The following is a 15232-nucleotide window of genomic DNA, read 5'->3' as shown; positions in this document are numbered from 1 at the left end:
CGACACCGCCCGCATGGCAAGGGCGTTTACGTGATTACCGACGGCCCTCGCGACGATCTTTTCGCCGCCGTCGAGGCCGCGCTGGCCGGTGGCGCCCGCATGCTTCAGTACCGCGACAAGTCCACCGACGCGGACCGCCGACGCAGAGAGGCCGACGAGATCTCCCGCCTGTGCGCCCTCCACGACGCGCCCTTTATCGTGAATGACGACGTCCCGCTCGCCCTGGCCACGGGCGGCGGGGTGCATCTGGGCCGCGAGGATGTGTCGATCGCCGAAGCCCGCGCGGAACTGGGCCCGGACGCCATCATCGGTGTCTCCTGCTATGGATCCCTCGAGCGGGCGAAGCAACTGGCGGGAGAGGGGGCGGACTACCTGGCTTTCGGCGCCATGTACCCGTCGACCACCAAGCCCCATGCCCCGGTCGCCCCGCACGACGTTTTGACGCAGGTCGCCCTCCTGGGCCTGCCGGTCGTGGCGATTGGCGGGATCACCCCCGACAATGGACGGGTCCTTATCGAAGCGGGTGCCGACTACCTTGCCGTGGTCTCCGCCGTTTTCGCCGCGCCCGATATCCAGGCCGCGACGCGCCGCTTCGCCGATCTTTTCGACTCACGCCCCGGAATCATTCAATGACCAGCAACCAGGAACTCTTCGCCCGCGCCCGAAAGCTGCTGCCCGGAGGGGTCAATTCGCCCGTGCGCGCCTTCCGGTCGGTCGGCGGCGAGCCGTTCTTCACCGCCCGGGCTGACGGTCCCTTCCTCTGGGACGTCGAGGGCAAGCGCTACATCGATTACGTCGGCTCCTGGGGCCCCATGGTCGTGGGCCATAATCATCCGGCTGTGCGCGAGGCCGTCGAACGCGCCGTCAGGAACGGACTGTCGTTCGGCACGCCCTGCCCCGCCGAGGTCACGATGGCCGAGACCATCGTCGATCTGGTGCCGTCCATCGACATGGTGCGCATGGTCAACTCGGGTACGGAAGCCACGATGTCGGCGATCCGCCTGGCGCGTGGTGCGACCGGCCGCTCGAAGATCGTCAAGTTCGAAGGCTGCTACCACGGCCACGGCGACAGCTTTCTGGTGAAGGCCGGTTCGGGCGCGCTGACCTTCGGCGTGCCGACCTCGCCGGGCGTGCCCAAGGCGTCGGCCGACCTGACGCTCACCCTCCCCTATAACGACATCGATGCCGCCCGCCTGCTCTTTACACAGGAAGGCAAGGAAATCGCCGCCCTGATCATCGAGCCGGTCGCCGGCAACATGAACTGCATCCCGCCGAAAGAAGGTTATCTCCAGGCCTTGCGCGACCTGTGCACCGAGCATGATGTGCTGCTCATTTTCGACGAAGTCATGACCGGCTTTCGCGTGGCTCTCGGCGGCGCGCAGGCGCATTACGGCATCACGCCGGACCTGACCTGCTTCGGCAAGATCATCGGCGGCGGCATGCCGGTCGGTGCCTATGGTGGCCGCCGCGACCTGATGGAGCAGATCGCTCCGGCCGGTCCGATCTATCAGGCGGGCACCTTGTCGGGTAATCCGGTGGCGATGGCTGCCGGCCTGGCGATGGTTGAACTGATCCAGGCGCCGGGCTTCCATGACGATCTGGCGGCGCGCACGGTGAAGCTGACCGACGGCATCCTGGGCGCGGCGAAACGTGCCGGTGTGCCTTTCAGCGTCAATCGCGTGGGCGGTATGTTCGGGTTGTTCTTTACGGACGAAACCGTCGAGAGCTATGCGCAGGCGACGAAGGCGGATGTCGACGCATTCAACCGCTTCTTCCACGGGATGCTGGAGCGTGGGGTGTATCTGGCTCCGTCGGCGTTCGAGGCCGGGTTTGTTTCCAGCGCGCACGACGATGATGTCATCGCGGGCACGGTGGCGGTGGCGGGTGAGGTGTTTGCTTCGCTGTGATGTCTGCGGAATAACGCATGTGGAGGCCGTGCCTGGCGTTGGATGCGCGGCACGGCTTCACTCGTTTTTTTGGCGGGGTGAGGGTTCGCCAGCAGGCTGGCTCCTGCCGGAGAAGAGCATCGTCGATCCGGGCGGCGAGGCCGGCCGGATCGACAGGATCGCTCAGGCGACTTGCGCTTCCTTGGTGAAGGCGTGCAGTGCCGCGCCGAGGCGTTCGAGGCCTTCCGCGGTTTCTTCGTCGGTGATGGTCAACGGCGGGACGATGCGCAGCACGTCGGGGCCGGCCTGCAGAATCAGCAAACCATGCGCGGCGGCAAGGTCGAGGATTTCACCCGCCCGGCCCTTATAGGCATCACCGAGCACCGCACCGATCATCAGGCCACGCCCACGGACTTCCGAGAAGAGGTGCAGGTCGTGGTTGAGCTTGTTGAGTCCGGCGCGGATGTCGTTGGCCTGGCGTTCGACGTTGAGCAGCACGGCGGGCGACGAGATCTTCTTCAGCGCGACGCGGGCCACCGCGGCGGCCATCGGATTGCCACCAAACGTGGTGCCATGCGCACCGAACTGCATGATGTCGGCGACCTTGGGGCCGACCAGCATCGCACCGATCGGGAAGCCCGCGCCCAGCGCCTTGGCCAGCGTGACGATGTCGGGCGTGACATGGTCGTGCGCGTGGGCGAACAGCGTGCCCGTCCGACCCATGCCGGACTGGATTTCATCCAGCACCAGCAAGGCGTCGTGCTTGTCGCAGAGCTCGCGTACGGCCTTGAGGAAACCGGGTTCGGCCGGCATCACGCCGCCCTCGCCCTGAATCGGCTCCAGCATCACCGCCGACACGCCGCCCTGCGCAAACGCTTCTTCCAGTGCGGGCACGTCGTTGAATGCCACATAGCGGAAGCCACCGGGCAACGGCTCGTAACCTTCCTGGTATTTCGGCTGCGCCGTAGCCGTCACCGACGCGAGCGTGCGCCCGTGAAACGAGCCCTTGAAGGTGATGATGACGCGCTCTTCCGGCGGGCGGCCCTTCGAAGTAGCCCACTTGCGCACCAGCTTGATGGCGGCCTCGTTGGCCTCCGTGCCGGAGTTGCAGAGAAAGACCCGCTCGGCGAACGGGGCGTGCCCGATCAGTTCTTCGGCCAGGCGCAGCGGCGGCTCGGTCCAGAAGACATTGCTTGCGTGCCAGAGCTTGCCGGCCTGCGTGGTCAGCGCGGCGACCAGATCGGGGTCCTGGTGACCCAGCGCGTTGACCGCGATGCCCGCACCGAAATCGAGGTAGTCGCGGCCTTCGGTATCCCAGACGCGGGAGCCCTTGCCGTGGTCAAGGACGACGTCGCGGGGACGATAAACGGACAGCCAGTAGCGCTTGCCGAGGCCGATGAGATCGGAGGAATCGACAGGATGCGAGGACATGGAACGAACTCCCGGGCCCGGCCGCAGCGCCGGAACCCTTACAGAAACGGATGGAATCGCACGGTACGCTCTGCGGTCCGACATCGAACCCGCATCGTATGATCGGCTGTACCGCGCGTGCAACGACTCTGTGACACGCCGCTTCAGCGGCTGAACGGCCACGCGCCGCAGACCGACGGGAAACTCCTTGCGAATCAAAGCACCTGCCACGTGGCACGGCGTTTGCTGCCTGTGGGACAAGGCCCTGTGAAGCCCGCGATGTTCGTTCGCCCGACGACCCTGCCAAGCCGAGCGACGAATGGGAACTCCCGGTCCCCCAGAGGACCGGGAGTTTTCTTCACTCCGCTGACGGATCAACGCAGCTGGTCGAGCGCCAGCTGGTGCTTCTTGCAAAGGCGATAGACGGTGACGCGGGAGACGCGCAGACGGCGCGCGCATTCGCTGATGTTGAACGCACTGGCGCGCAGACAATCGACGATCGCCTCGCGCTCGGCCGAGGTTCGGGCGCTGCCAAGGCTGTCCCGGTCGCCGCCGGGCGCATCCGGCGTCAGCTCGAGATCCTCGGGCGTAATGAGGGCGTCGTCGGCAATGACGGCGGCGCGCTGCACGCGGTTCATCAGCTCACGGACGTTGCCCGGCCACGGGAAGCCGTTCATCGCCTTGCGCGCGGCGGTGCTGAAGGCCCGTGCGCGCGTGCCATAGGTTTCGCGGAAAGCGTCGAGAAAATGCTGGGCCAGCAGCTCGATATCGCCGGCGCGCTCCCGCAGGGGCGGCATCCGCAGTCGGAGCACGTTGAGCCGGTAGAACAGGTCCTCGCGGAAACGGCCCTGGGCGACGGCCTTTTCCAGGTCCACATGAGTGGCGGCCAGCACGCGGACGTCGACATGCACGGACTGACAGCTGCCGACGCGATCGATCGTTCCTTCCTGAAGCACACGCAGCAGATTGGTCTGGGCATCCAGCGGAAGGTCACCGATCTCGTCGAGAAAGACGGTGCCGCCGTCCGCCGCCTCGAAATGGCCGATACGCCGTGCCGTCGCGCCGGTGAAGGCACCGCGCTCGTGCCCGAACAATTCCGACTGGACCAGGTTGGCCGGCAGCGCACCGCAATTGATCGCGGCGAACGGCTTTCCGTGACGGCCGGAGAGTTGATGCAGGGCGCGGGCGGCCATTTCCTTGCCGGTGCCTGTCTCGCCCGTAATGAGGAGCGGGAGTTCGACCGGCGCGAATTTTCGAATGTTCTGTGACAGTGCGCGAATGGCCGGGCTGTCGCCGGTCATCACGGTGGGGCGCTCGTCCGGCGGCTCGAGACCACCCTCATGCGGCACCCTGAGCAGCGCCTGGCGCAGGGCGGCGAACGACGACGCGCCGTCGATGAGTTCGAGCGCGCAGGGCAAGGCGAGCCGGACGGCAGGGTCGCTGGAGGGCGTGTGTGGACCGGTGAGCCCGATCCAGGGCATGCCGGGATGCAACCGCCGCAGTTCGCCCAGGAGTTTCAGGGCTTCAGGAGCCGCCGAACGCAGGTCGACCACGGCGACCGCCATCTCACCGCACTCGGGCAGGTCGCCGCCCACACGACCGGGATCGGCTACCAACGTACGCCATCCCGCCCGGATCAGACCGAAGTGTTCCTCGACGCTCGGCCTGCCCACCCAGACGACACAACGACCCGTCATTTCCCCGCGCGACATGCCTGCTCCTCACACGATACGTGGCCTGCTGCCGGCTCTCGCGGATTCATGACCGGACCCGCCGCCGGCACCCCCTGCTGGCCGACAAGCCCCACATCGCCACTCGGCTGTCAGCCGGCGGCGACAGGGAGAGACGGTACCGCTGCCTGCCGGAAGCGGCCATACGCCAAACGGGCTAGCTCCCGGGAGGCCGCGGCATAGCTGTCGCGGTAGCTACAGAAACAAATCGGGCAGCAGCGGTTCGCCGGGCACCACGGCGTAGCGGTCGAAGTCGGTGACACCCTGCTCCCGCAGGATGTCTTCATCGATGACGAAGTGCCCGGTGTAATCACGGGAAGGCCGCGTCAGGATGGCATGCGCCGCATCGGCCACGATCGCGGGCGTGCGGCAGTTCTGCGGGCGGACGCCATCGATCATGGCGATGGCCGCCGTGGCGATCACCGTCCGGGGCCACAAAGCGTTGACGGCGATACCCATCGGCGCGAACTCGGGCGCCATACCCAGGACACAAAGGCTCATGCCGAACTTGGCGATCGTGTAGGCCACATGCGGCGCGTACCACGTCGGGTCGATGCTAGGCGGAGGCGACAGCATCAGCACGTGCGGATTCGCGGCTTCTTTCAGGTACGGCAGGCAGGCCTGCGTCACCAGGAACGTGCCGCGGGTGTTCACCTCGTGCATCAGGTCGAAGCGTTTCATCGGCGTGTCTTCGACGCCCTTCAGCCAGATCGCGCTGGCGTTGTTCACCACGATGTCGATGCCGCCGAAGCGCTCGGCTGCCGTAGCCGCCGCCATGCGCACCTCGGCTTCCTCACGGATGTCCACTTTCAGGGGCAGCGCCACGCCACCTTCCGCTTCGATCTCGGCGGCTGCGCTGTGGATGGTTCCCGGCAGCTTCGGATTGGCCACGCTGCTCTTGGCCGCGATGACGATGTTGGCGCCGTCACGGGCCGCGCGCTTCGCGATCGCCAGGCCGATACCGCGCGACGCGCCGGTGATGAACAGCGTCTTGCCCTTCAGCGATGTCATGGTGGTACCCCTTAGGCGCGCTGGAAGCGCGGGAGGATGTCACGCAATTCGGCCAGGCGTTGCAGCGGGTCGTCGAGCTCGAGCATGTGCTGGCACTCGTTCGGATCCAGCGGCAGCAGTTCGGAAAGACGAAAACCGACCCAGCTCGCGTCGTCGGCGTGCTCGGCCATGTCATGACGCCACGGCGGCATCATCTGATCGGCGAGCCGCTCCAGAATCGTCGCGAGCAAGCCGAATTCCGCCGGCAGTTCCATCTTCGGTTCGTCGACCCACGGCGCGATGTCACCGCGCACCTGGCCGTCCGAACGCACGCGCGTGCGGGTGACGCGAAAGCGCTGACCGCCCTGGGCGACGATGCCGAGCAAGCCGTCCTCACTGGTATGAAAGTCGGTGATGGTGGCCAGCGTGCCGACGGCGGCGGGCACCGCGGGCTGTCCCGCCTCACGGCCCTCGAGGATCATGCAGACGCCGAACGCGCGACCGGTCCGCGAGCATTCGCGCACGAGGTCGATGTAGCGCGGTTCGAAGATGCGCAGCTGCAGGTGACCGCCCGGGAAGAGGACGTTCGACAGGGGAAACAACGGCAGATCGAGTGCGGGCGTGGTGGCAGCCATGCCCCTGAGTCTAACCTGCGTCCAGCGCGTTGAAGAAGCGCCGGGGCGCGCCTTCGAAGCCACCGTTGGACATGAAGACGACCTGGTCGCCGTCCGCCGCTTCGGCGACCAGCGCGTCGATCAGGGCATCGACGGTGGAGGCGGTGGTTCCGCGGCCACCGAGTGCGCCGGTCACCTTGCCCGCGTCCCAGGCCAGCTCGGGACGATGCAGAAACACCACACGATCCGCATCGGCGAGCGAGGGCGCCAGCGCATCGGCATGCGCGCCCAGACGCATCGAATTGGAGCGCGGCTCGAGTGCCACGACGATGCGACCCTTACCGACTTTGGCGCGAAGGCCGGCCAGCGTCGTGGCGATGGCGGTCGGGTGATGGGCGAAGTCGTCGTAAACGGTGACGCCCTTTGCCTGGCCGATCAGCTCCATCCGCCGCCGGGCACTGGCGAAATCGGCGAAGGCCGGCAGCAACGCCACGGGATCGGCACCGGCGGCGGTCGCCGCCGCCAGCGCGGCCAGCGCGTTCATCACGTTGTGACGCCCGAGCGAACCCCAGCGAATCTCGCCGAGCGCGGTGTCACCACGGCGCACACGGAAGTGCGAACCGTCGGCGGCGATCAGCTCGGCACGCCAGTCGCCCGCGTCGATGCCGAAGGTTTCGACCGGCGTCCACGCACCCATCGCCAGCACCTCGGCCAGATACGGATCCTCGGCGTTGACGATCAGCCGGCCATTGCCGGGCACCGTCCGCACGAGATGGTGGAACTGGCGCTGGATGGCGGCGACGTCCGGGAAGATATCCGCGTGGTCGTATTCGAGGTTGTTGAGAATGGCGATGCGCGGGCGGTAATGAACGAACTTGGAGCGCTTGTCGAAGAACGCCGAGTCGTATTCGTCGGCTTCGATGACGAAGGGCTTACCGGTGCCACGCCGCGCGGACACGTCGAAGTTGCCCGGGACACCGCCGATCAGGAACCCGGGCGACTGCCCCGCGGCTTCGAGCAGATGCGCCAGCAAGCTGGTGGTCGTGGTCTTGCCGTGGGTGCCGGCGACAGCCAGCACCTCACGCCCGCCCAGCAGCGTCTCGCCCAGCCATTGCGGGCCGGAGATATAGCGCAGGCCCGCGTCGAGCATGTACTCGACCGCCGGGTTGCCGCGCGTCATCGCGTTGCCCACCACCACCAGATCGGGCGCGGGCTGCAGGTGCTCCGCCCTGTAACCCTGCATCAGACCGATGCCGAGCTGCTCGAGCTGGGTGCTCATGGGCGGGTAGACGTTGGCGTCCGAACCCTCGACCGTCAGACCGAGCTCACGCGCCAGCGCGGCGACTCCTCCCATGAAGGTGCCGCAGATACCGAGGATATGGACGCGCACGGGGGTCAGGCGCTGGCGGCCTTGACGTTACCGGGCAGCACATCCAGCACGCGCTGGGTGACCTCGTCGAGTTCGCCGACGCCGTCGACGACCTGCAGCTTGCCGCGCTGCTTGTAGAAGTCGGCTACCGGAGCGGTCTGGTCGGCATAGATGCCAAGACGCTTCTTGACCGTATCCGGGTTGTCGTCGGGACGGCCTTCCTTCTCGAAACGGACCTCGCAGCGGCCGATGATGGCCGCGTCGGGCACGTCGAGCTTGACCACCACGTCCAGCGGCTGGCCGATACGGGCCAGCACGGTGTCCAGCGCGTCGGCCTGGGCCAGGTTGCGCGGGTAGCCGTCGAGGATGAAGCCCGGCCCGGCGTCCGGCTCGCCCAGACGGTGCTCGATGATGCCGAGCATGATGTCGTCGGGCAGCAGCTGACCGGCGTCCATCAGGCCCTTGGCCTTGAGGCCGAGCTCGGTGCCTGCCTTGATCTCACCGCGCAGAAGATCGCCGGTGGAGATGTGCGGCACGCCGAGGCGCTCCTTGAGGCGGGTGGCCTGAGTACCTTTGCCGGAGCCGGGGGCGCCGAATAGCACGAGTCGCATTGATGCTCCGTTCGTCGGACATGCGGGGTAACCCCGCCGCCGGACACAAGAAAATGGGTCTCAAGGTAACGGGCGGGGCGCCACGCCGTCAAACAGGCGACATGTCGCAGGTGTAGGGCGGTTTGACGCGCGTCGCGTTACCCTGCCTGCTCCGCTCCCGCAGAAGGACCCGAAGCATGGCCGCCGGCAAAATTCTCTACGCCCAGTCGGGCGGTGTCTCCGCCGTCATCAACGCCACCGCCGCCGGCGTCATCGAGACCGCCCGGGACAAGGGCATCCCCGTCTATGCCGCGCGCAACGGGATCCTCGGCGCACTGCGCGAGGAGCTGATCGACACGACCAGGGAAGCCAAGGCGAACATCGCCGCGCTGAAGCACACGCCGGGCGGCGCCTTCGGCTCCTGCCGCTACAAGCTCAAGTCGCTCGAAGAGAACCGCGCCGAATACGAGCGCCTGATCGAGGTCTTCAAGGCGCACGACATACGTACCTTCCTTTATAACGGCGGCAACGACTCGGCGGACACGGCCAACAAGGTCTCCAGGATCGGCCAGGCACTCGGCTACGAGGTCAACTGCATCGGCGTGCCGAAAACCATCGACAACGACCTGGTGGTGACCGACACCTGCCCGGGCTTCGGCTCCGTGGCCAAGTACACCGCCATCGCCGTCCGCGAAGCGAGCCTGGACGTCGCCTCCATGGCCGACACCTCGACCAAGGTGTTCATCATCGAGGTCATGGGCCGCCACGCGGGCTGGATCGCCGCGGCCGCCGGGCTGGCGGGCTCGGGACCCAACGATGCACCGCACGTCATCCTGTTCCCGGAGAACGTGTTCGACCCCGAGGCCTTCCTGGCCAGGGTGCAGGCCACGGTCGAGAAGGTCGGCTACTGCACGGTCGTGGTATCCGAGGGGGTGAAGAACAAGGAGGGCACGTTCCTGGCCGAGTCCGGCGCGCGCGATGCGTTCGGCCATGCGCAGCTCGGCGGTGCGGCACCGGTGCTGGCGGCTCTCGTTCGCGAGAAGCTGGGCTACAAGTATCACTGGGCGTTGCCCGACTACCTGCAGCGCTCGGCACGGCATGTCGCATCCAAGACGGACGTCGATCAGGCGTACGCGGTGGGCAAGAAGGCGGTGGAGTACGCCGCCGAGGGGCTCAACGCGATCATGCCGGTGATCGTGCGCGTGTCCGATGAGCCGTATAAGTGGAAGATCGAAGCGGCGCCGCTGGACAAGATCGCCAACCACGAGAAGAAGATGCCGAAGAACTTCATGTCGAAGGATGGCTTCGGGATCACCGCGGCGGCGCGACGGTATCTGGCGCCGCTGATCGTGGGGGAGGTGCCCCCGCCCTACGGCGACGATGGGCTGCCGGTGTATGTGACGCTGAAGAATGCTTCGGTGCCGAAGAAGCTGAGGAAGTTCAAGCCTGGGTGACGTGTCGCGTCGGGCCGGCGGCGAGCGGGGCGCGCCAGCGGTCGTCGCGGTGTGGGTCGCGCGCAGGCGCGCTCCTACATGGTCACCGTGTACGTGTAGGAGCGCGCCTGCGCGCGATGCTCCGACCTCAGTCCAACACACCGTGCATCAACCCCAGATCCCGCACGAACTCCGCATACCCCGCCTCTCTCGCCTCGGCATCCGGCAAGCGCAGCAGATACGAAGGGTGCACCGTGGCCATCGCCTTCCGTCCATCGGGCAGGTCGATCCATTCGCCACGTTGCGCCATCAGCCGGAACGACGAACCGAACACCGCCTGCGCCGCCATGGCGCCAAGGCAGACCAGGGCCTCGGGCTGGACACGATCGATCTCGGCTGCGAGCCAGGGTCGGCAGGCGGCCTGCTCCTCCGCGTTGGCACGTTTGTGTAACCGCACCTTTCCGCGCGGCTCGAACTTGAAGTGCTTCACCGTGTTGGTGACATAGAGGAGGTCGCGCTCGATCCCCGCCTCTTCCAGCGCGCGGTCGAACAGTTTGCCGGCTGGCCCGACGAACGGCTTTCCGGCCAGATCTTCCTGATCGCCCGGCTGCTCGCCGATCACCACCACCTTCGCGTGCACCGGGCCTTCGCCGAACACCGTCTGCGTCGCGGGCTTCCACAGGTCGCAGGCTCGGCATTCGCGCGCCTGCGCGCGCAACGCCGTGATACTGCCTTCGGGCGCCGCCGCGACGGCTTTCTGCAGCGGCGTGATTTTCTTCTTCGGAATCGTCGGCTGCTTGTCGACCATCGCCTGCATCCTCGGTAACGCGTCGCGTACCAGGCCTGGAATGAGCTTCGCTTCCGGCAGGTTCTTCCAGTACTTCACCGGCATCTCGCGCCGCATCGCATCGACTTTCAACCGGGCCGGATTGAAGATGCTGGCGTAATACGTGCGCCAGAGATCTTCGAGCGCATCGTCGGTGGGTGCATCCGCCCTGCTCGCACCCGGCCCGAACGACAGCGTCTCGCCATTCCAGTGCGCCGTGCGTGACGGCGTCAGCAGGGACCAGTGCATGCCGGTGAAGCGGCGCACGAAAAATGGCGCGACGCGTTTGACAATGTCGAACGACGGCTCGAACCAGGCGACGTAGACCGTGTCCTCCCCATACCGGACTTCACGAAAGCGCACGAACGCCTTCATCTTGTGCATGTCGCGGCTGACCTGCTTGACGCAGGTGTGCGCCCAGGCGACATCGTCGTCGGTAGCGATGCGCAGCAAGGCTTTCTCACCGTGCGCCAGCCGCCACAGCATGCGATAGAGCGTGGCGTGGCGACGCCTGTCGGTATGCGCCAGCACGGCGCTGGCGACATTCAGAAAGTCGCGGGGGACGGCGGGAACGCTGGTGCGCACAGGCGGAGGAATCGCGTCGTCGCCGGCGAACAATCCGCCGGTGCCGCCGCCCTCCCAGTCCACTTCGGACGGTTCGATGTCGGCCAGCAACAGCGCCCGCGCCTTGGCGCGCCACTCGTCGAAGTCCGACGGATCGTCCAGCGTGACGACGCGCATGATCAGCCGAAAAGATCCGGCTGCGAGGGCTCGCGCAGGTCACGGCGAAGCGCCACGCTCTCGTGATCCCCGCGCGGACGGTGATCGACCGTCTCGACGAAGGGTGCCACTTTCTTCACCGGCACACGCAGGCGAATGAGATCGTCATAGCGGATACGCCGGTGCCCTCGCATCGCGATCATCTTGTCGACCGTCTTGACGCCAAGGCCAGGCACGCGCAACAAGGTCTCGCGTGGCGCGCGGTTCACATCCACGGGGAACTGATCCCGATGGCGCAGCGCCCAGGCCAGCTTCGGATCGACGTCGAGCGACAGCATGCCGTCGTCGCCCGGCGGCGCGATTTCGTCGGCGCCGAAGCCGTAGAAGCGCATCAGCCAGTCCGCCTGGTAGAGGCGGTGCTCGCGTACCAGCGGCGGTGGCTTCAGCGGCAGGATCTTCGACGCGTCGGGGATCGGGCTGAAGGCCGAATAGTAGACGCGACGCAGCCGGTAATTCGTATACAGGTTGGTGCTGGCCGAGAGCACGTCGCGGTCGCTGGCATCGTCGGCACCGACGATCATCTGCGTGCTCTGACCGGCAGGCGCGAAGCGAGGCGCCTTCTTCTCCGCCTTGGCTTCGTCGATGGACAGGCGCAAGCGACCCATCGCGCTGCGGATGTCACCCAGGTGTTTCTCCGGCGCCAGCGACTTCAAGCCGCCTTCGGTCGGCATCTCGACGTTGATGCTCAGGCGATCCGCCCAGCGACCGGCGGCGTCGATGAGTTCAGGCGACGCGTCGGGAATGGTCTTGAGGTGGATGTAGCCGCCGAACTTGTGCTCGGTGCGCAGCGTACGTGCCACGCGCACCAGCTGCTCCATCGTGTAGTCGGGCGACTGGATGATGCCTGACGAGAGAAACAGGCCCTCGATGTAATTGCGCCGGTAGAACTCGAGGGTGAGATTGACCACTTCCTCAGCCGTGAAGCGCGCTCGCGGCACATTGCTGCTGCGCCGGTTGACGCAGTACACGCAGTCGTAAACGCAGAAATTGGTCAGCAGGATCTTCAACAGCGATATACAGCGGCCGTCCGGCGCGTACGCATGACAGATGCCCATACCTTCGGTCGAGCCGATGCCCCCGCTTTTCAGCGAGTTGCGGCCCTTGCCACCGCTGGATGAGCAGGACGCGTCGTACTTCGCGGCGTCGGCGAGGATGGCGAGTTTGTCGGAAAGCTTCATGGGGGAAGTGATGGTGCCAAAACCGGGCCGGGCCTGCGTGAAGGCGGCCGATCGAGCGATTACCCCGCCAGCGACCCGCCCGTTATCATCCCTGCTTTAAACACCGGCGCCCACCATGGACCTCATCATCCGTCACGCCACGCTTCCCGACGGCCGCAAGGACGTCGACATCGGCATCGAGGGCGGGCGATTCGCAGCGATCCAGCCGGCGCTTCCGGCAAAGGGCGTCGAAGAGATCGACGCGCACGGCCGTCTGGTCAGCCCGCCGTTCGTCGACGCGCATTTCCACATGGATGCGACGTTGTCCCTGGGCCTGCCACGCCTCAACGCCTCCGGCACCCTGCTCGAAGGCATCGCACTATGGGGCGAACTCAAGCCCGACCTCACGCAGCAGGCGCTGGTCGACCGCGCCATGGCCTACTGCGACATGGCGGTGGCCCAGGGCCTGCTCGCCATCCGCAGCCACGTCGACATCTGTGACGACCGTCTGCTGGCGACCGAGGCCCTGCTCGACGTGAAGCGCCGCGTCGCGCCCTACCTGCATCTCGAACTCGTCGCTTTCCCACAGGACGGGCTGCTCCGTTCACCGACCGCGAAGGCCAACCTGGTCCGCGCCCTCGACATGGGCGTGGACGTGGTCGGCGGCATCCCGCACTTCGAACGCACGATGGCCGACGGCGCGGCATCCGTCCGCTGGCTGTGCGAACTCGCCGCCGAACGTGGCCTGCGGGTGGATATGCACTGCGACGAATCCGACGACCCGCTGTCACGGCATATCGAGACGCTTGCGGCGGAAACGGTGCGCACGGGCCTGCAGGATCGCGTCACCGGGTCGCATCTCACCTCGATGCATTCGATGGGCAACTACTACGTGTCCAAGCTGCTACCGCTGATCGCCGAGGCGGGCGTGCATGCCATCGCCAATCCGCTGATCAACATCACCCTCCAGGGCCGGCACGACACCTACCCGAAGCGTCGCGGCATGACGCGTGTCCCCGAGTTGCTCGATGCGGGCGTCAATGTCGCGTTCGGCCACGACTGCGTGATGGATCCCTGGTACGGCATGGGCTCCGGCGACATGCTGGAAGTGGCACACATGGGCCTGCATGTGGCGCAGATGACCTCGACCCGGGGCGTCGCACATTGCTTCGACGCGGTGACGGTCAACGCCGCGCGCGTCCTCGGGCTGGAAGGCTACGGGATCCAGCCGGGCCACCGTGCGGACTTCGTTCTACTTCAGGCGGGTGACGCCTTCGAGGCCATCCGGCTGAAGGCGGCCCGTCTTCTGGTCGTTCGGAGCGGAAAAATCCTTGCCCGCGCACCTGAACGGCGTTCGGCGCTCTTTCTGACGGAACGCCCGTCGAATCTGACACTTGAGTTCCGGCCCGGATCGATTTCCTGAACCGACGGGTTCAATAGCTGTCGCGACAGTGAACGCTTTCGTGAACCTTTCAAAATGTAAGACTTTGCGTTCAGCTTTCCCTTCATAGCATCCGAATCGTCGATCGGCCGTAGCGAGTCACGGCGAGACGATCGTCCAGGAGACAGGCTATGAAAATGATGCTTCGTACCGCCTTTGCCGCCCTCGCTCTGGTCGCCACGACCGCGGCGTTCGCCGACGACCACCGCGATCACGATCGCCACGGTGACTACCGTGGGCATGATCGCGGCCATGACCGTGGCGACTGGCATCATGACAACGGCTGGCACGGTCACCGTCCGCCGCCCCCGCCGCCGCGCTACTACGGCGGGTATCACCACGGGCCGGATCACTACTACCGTCCGCCCCCGCCGCGGTACTACGGCCACTGGGAGCGCGGGCACCGCTACGCCGGTCGCAACGTCGTCGTGTACGACTACGGCAGCTACCGCCTGCGCCCGCCGCCGCGCGGCTACCACTGGGTCCGCGAGAACAACGATTTTCTGCTCGTCGCTGTGGCGACCGGCATCATCCTCGACATCGCCACGCGCTAAAGCGCGCTTAACAGAGACTCGCTCATGAAGATGCTCACAAGAATGGTTTTCTGCATCGCCGCAGCTGGCGCGATCGCACCGGCTTTCGCCCTGGCACCGGCGCCGCAGGACTGGCACCACGACGATCACGACAATCGCAACGATCGTCGTGACGATCATCGCGACGACCGCCGCGACGATCATCGCGACCATCGGGACGACCGCCACGACGATCGTCGTGCCGACTGGCACCCGCGCCCGGGCGGTCACTGGGAGCGCGGTCACCGCTATGACGGTCGCGTGGTCGTCGTGAACGATTATCGCGAGCGTCACCTCCGCGAACCGCCACGTGGCTACCACTGGGTGCGCGCCGATAACAACGATCTGCTGCTCGTGGCGATCGCCACCGGTGTGATCGCGGACATTCTGTCGCAGTAACGAAGTGAGGCTTAACAAGGGATTGTGGTCTGAAG

The 15232-nt window shown here is 66.3% G+C and carries 14 protein-coding genes (1 of these 14 cut by a window edge); 6 read left to right on the top strand and 8 right to left on the bottom strand.

All coding sequences use genetic code 11. The features are described from left to right. On the top strand, nt 1-633 hold the 3' portion of the coding sequence (thiE, locus tag FA85_RS12975; RefSeq protein ID WP_036116150.1) for a thiamine phosphate synthase. Its footprint begins 15 nt before the window's first position; only the last 633 of its 648 coding nucleotides appear in the window; its start codon lies off the left edge, out of view; its stop codon occupies nt 631-633. After that, nucleotides 630-1907, top strand: a complete 1278-nt coding sequence (gene hemL, locus FA85_RS12970) for a glutamate-1-semialdehyde 2,1-aminomutase (protein WP_036116151.1) — start codon at nt 630-632, stop codon at nt 1905-1907. The genes thiE and hemL overlap by 4 nt, the downstream gene beginning before the upstream one ends. Nucleotides 1908-2069: 162 nt before the next feature. On the opposite strand, the gene FA85_RS12965 is transcribed toward hemL, so the two are convergent. The 6 genes from FA85_RS12965 to FA85_RS12940 all read right to left on the bottom strand — a co-directional run bounded on the left by FA85_RS12965 (nt 2070) and on the right by FA85_RS12940 (nt 8610). Continuing rightward, a complete protein-coding gene (locus FA85_RS12965) occupies nt 2070-3317 on the bottom strand; it encodes an acetylornithine/succinylornithine family transaminase (protein ID WP_036116152.1) in 1248 nt (415 codons plus the stop codon). A gap of 353 nt (nt 3318-3670) precedes the next feature. Next, nucleotides 3671-5008 (bottom strand): sigma-54 interaction domain-containing protein, encoded by a 1338-nt coding sequence (locus FA85_RS12960; protein WP_036116153.1) that lies wholly within the window; start codon nt 5006-5008, stop codon nt 3671-3673. A 213-nt stretch (nt 5009-5221) separates the two neighbouring features. After that, nucleotides 5222-6037, bottom strand: a complete 816-nt coding sequence (locus FA85_RS12955) for an SDR family oxidoreductase (protein WP_036116156.1) — start codon at nt 6035-6037, stop codon at nt 5222-5224. Between the two features lie 11 nt (nt 6038-6048). After that, nucleotides 6049-6651 (bottom strand): LON peptidase substrate-binding domain-containing protein, encoded by a 603-nt coding sequence (locus tag FA85_RS12950; RefSeq protein WP_036116158.1) that lies wholly within the window; start codon nt 6649-6651, stop codon nt 6049-6051. A 10-nt stretch (nt 6652-6661) separates the two neighbouring features. Beyond that, the gene (mpl, locus tag FA85_RS12945) at nt 6662-8020 is read right to left on the bottom strand and encodes a UDP-N-acetylmuramate:L-alanyl-gamma-D-glutamyl-meso-diaminopimelate ligase (RefSeq protein ID WP_036116159.1); all 1359 of its coding nucleotides are present in this window, start codon (nt 8018-8020) and stop codon (nt 6662-6664) included. Between the two features lie 5 nt (nt 8021-8025). Beyond that, a complete protein-coding gene (locus FA85_RS12940) occupies nt 8026-8610 on the bottom strand; it encodes an adenylate kinase (protein ID WP_036116161.1) in 585 nt (194 codons plus the stop codon). A gap of 176 nt (nt 8611-8786) precedes the next feature. On the opposite strand from FA85_RS12940, the gene FA85_RS12935 reads away from it, so the two are divergent. Continuing rightward, the gene (locus tag FA85_RS12935; RefSeq protein ID WP_036116163.1) at nt 8787-10043 is read left to right on the top strand and encodes a 6-phosphofructokinase; all 1257 of its coding nucleotides are present in this window, start codon (nt 8787-8789) and stop codon (nt 10041-10043) included. A gap of 127 nt (nt 10044-10170) precedes the next feature. On the opposite strand, the gene FA85_RS12930 is transcribed toward FA85_RS12935, so the two are convergent. Both FA85_RS12930 and FA85_RS12925 read right to left on the bottom strand, forming a co-directional pair. Beyond that, nucleotides 10171-11589 carry a UdgX family uracil-DNA binding protein gene (locus FA85_RS12930; RefSeq protein ID WP_036116165.1) on the bottom strand — a complete coding sequence of 473 codons (1419 nt, stop codon included), beginning with the start codon at nt 11587-11589 and terminating at the stop codon, nt 10171-10173. A gap of 2 nt (nt 11590-11591) precedes the next feature. After that, the gene (locus tag FA85_RS12925) at nt 11592-12806 is read right to left on the bottom strand and encodes a putative DNA modification/repair radical SAM protein (protein WP_036116172.1); all 1215 of its coding nucleotides are present in this window, start codon (nt 12804-12806) and stop codon (nt 11592-11594) included. 115 nt (nt 12807-12921) lie between these two features. On the opposite strand from FA85_RS12925, the gene FA85_RS12920 reads away from it, so the two are divergent. From FA85_RS12920 to FA85_RS12910, 3 genes are all read left to right on the top strand, one after another. Beyond that, nucleotides 12922-14208: an amidohydrolase family protein gene (locus FA85_RS12920; RefSeq protein WP_036116174.1), complete on the top strand. Its 1287-nt coding sequence runs from the start codon at nt 12922-12924 to the stop codon at nt 14206-14208. Nucleotides 14209-14357: 149 nt separating this feature from the next. Further along, nucleotides 14358-14780, top strand: a complete 423-nt coding sequence (locus FA85_RS12915) for an RcnB family protein (RefSeq protein ID WP_036116175.1) — start codon at nt 14358-14360, stop codon at nt 14778-14780. A 24-nt stretch (nt 14781-14804) separates the two neighbouring features. Beyond that, nucleotides 14805-15197 (top strand): RcnB family protein, encoded by a 393-nt coding sequence (locus FA85_RS12910; RefSeq protein ID WP_036116177.1) that lies wholly within the window; start codon nt 14805-14807, stop codon nt 15195-15197. Nucleotides 15198-15232: the final 35 nt, after the last annotated feature.

It is taken from the genome of Luteibacter mycovicinus, from assembly GCF_000745235.1.
Taxonomy (GTDB): Bacteria; Pseudomonadota; Gammaproteobacteria; order Xanthomonadales; family Rhodanobacteraceae; genus Luteibacter; species Luteibacter mycovicinus.
This window is presented reverse-complemented; position numbering and strand designations above follow the sequence as displayed.

Coding starts and splice junctions, on each gene's coding strand:
- hemL (WP_036116151.1), top strand. CDS start 630: ATGACCAGCAACCAGGAACTCTTCGCCCGCGCCCGAAAGCTGCTGCCC.
- FA85_RS12925 (WP_036116172.1), bottom strand. CDS start 12,806: ATGAAGCTTTCCGACAAACTCGCCATCCTCGCCGACGCCGCGAAGTAC.
- FA85_RS12935 (WP_036116163.1), top strand. CDS start 8,787: ATGGCCGCCGGCAAAATTCTCTACGCCCAGTCGGGCGGTGTCTCCGCC.
- FA85_RS12915 (WP_036116175.1), top strand. CDS start 14,358: ATGAAAATGATGCTTCGTACCGCCTTTGCCGCCCTCGCTCTGGTCGCC.
- FA85_RS12965 (WP_036116152.1), bottom strand. CDS start 3,317: ATGTCCTCGCATCCTGTCGATTCCTCCGATCTCATCGGCCTCGGCAAG.
- FA85_RS12950 (WP_036116158.1), bottom strand. CDS start 6,651: ATGGCTGCCACCACGCCCGCACTCGATCTGCCGTTGTTTCCCCTGTCG.
- FA85_RS12910 (WP_036116177.1), top strand. CDS start 14,805: ATGAAGATGCTCACAAGAATGGTTTTCTGCATCGCCGCAGCTGGCGCG.
- FA85_RS12940 (WP_036116161.1), bottom strand. CDS start 8,610: ATGCGACTCGTGCTATTCGGCGCCCCCGGCTCCGGCAAAGGTACTCAG.
- FA85_RS12930 (WP_036116165.1), bottom strand. CDS start 11,589: ATGCGCGTCGTCACGCTGGACGATCCGTCGGACTTCGACGAGTGGCGC.
- FA85_RS12955 (WP_036116156.1), bottom strand. CDS start 6,037: ATGACATCGCTGAAGGGCAAGACGCTGTTCATCACCGGCGCGTCGCGC.
- FA85_RS12960 (WP_036116153.1), bottom strand. CDS start 5,008: ATGTCGCGCGGGGAAATGACGGGTCGTTGTGTCGTCTGGGTGGGCAGG.
- FA85_RS12920 (WP_036116174.1), top strand. CDS start 12,922: ATGGACCTCATCATCCGTCACGCCACGCTTCCCGACGGCCGCAAGGAC.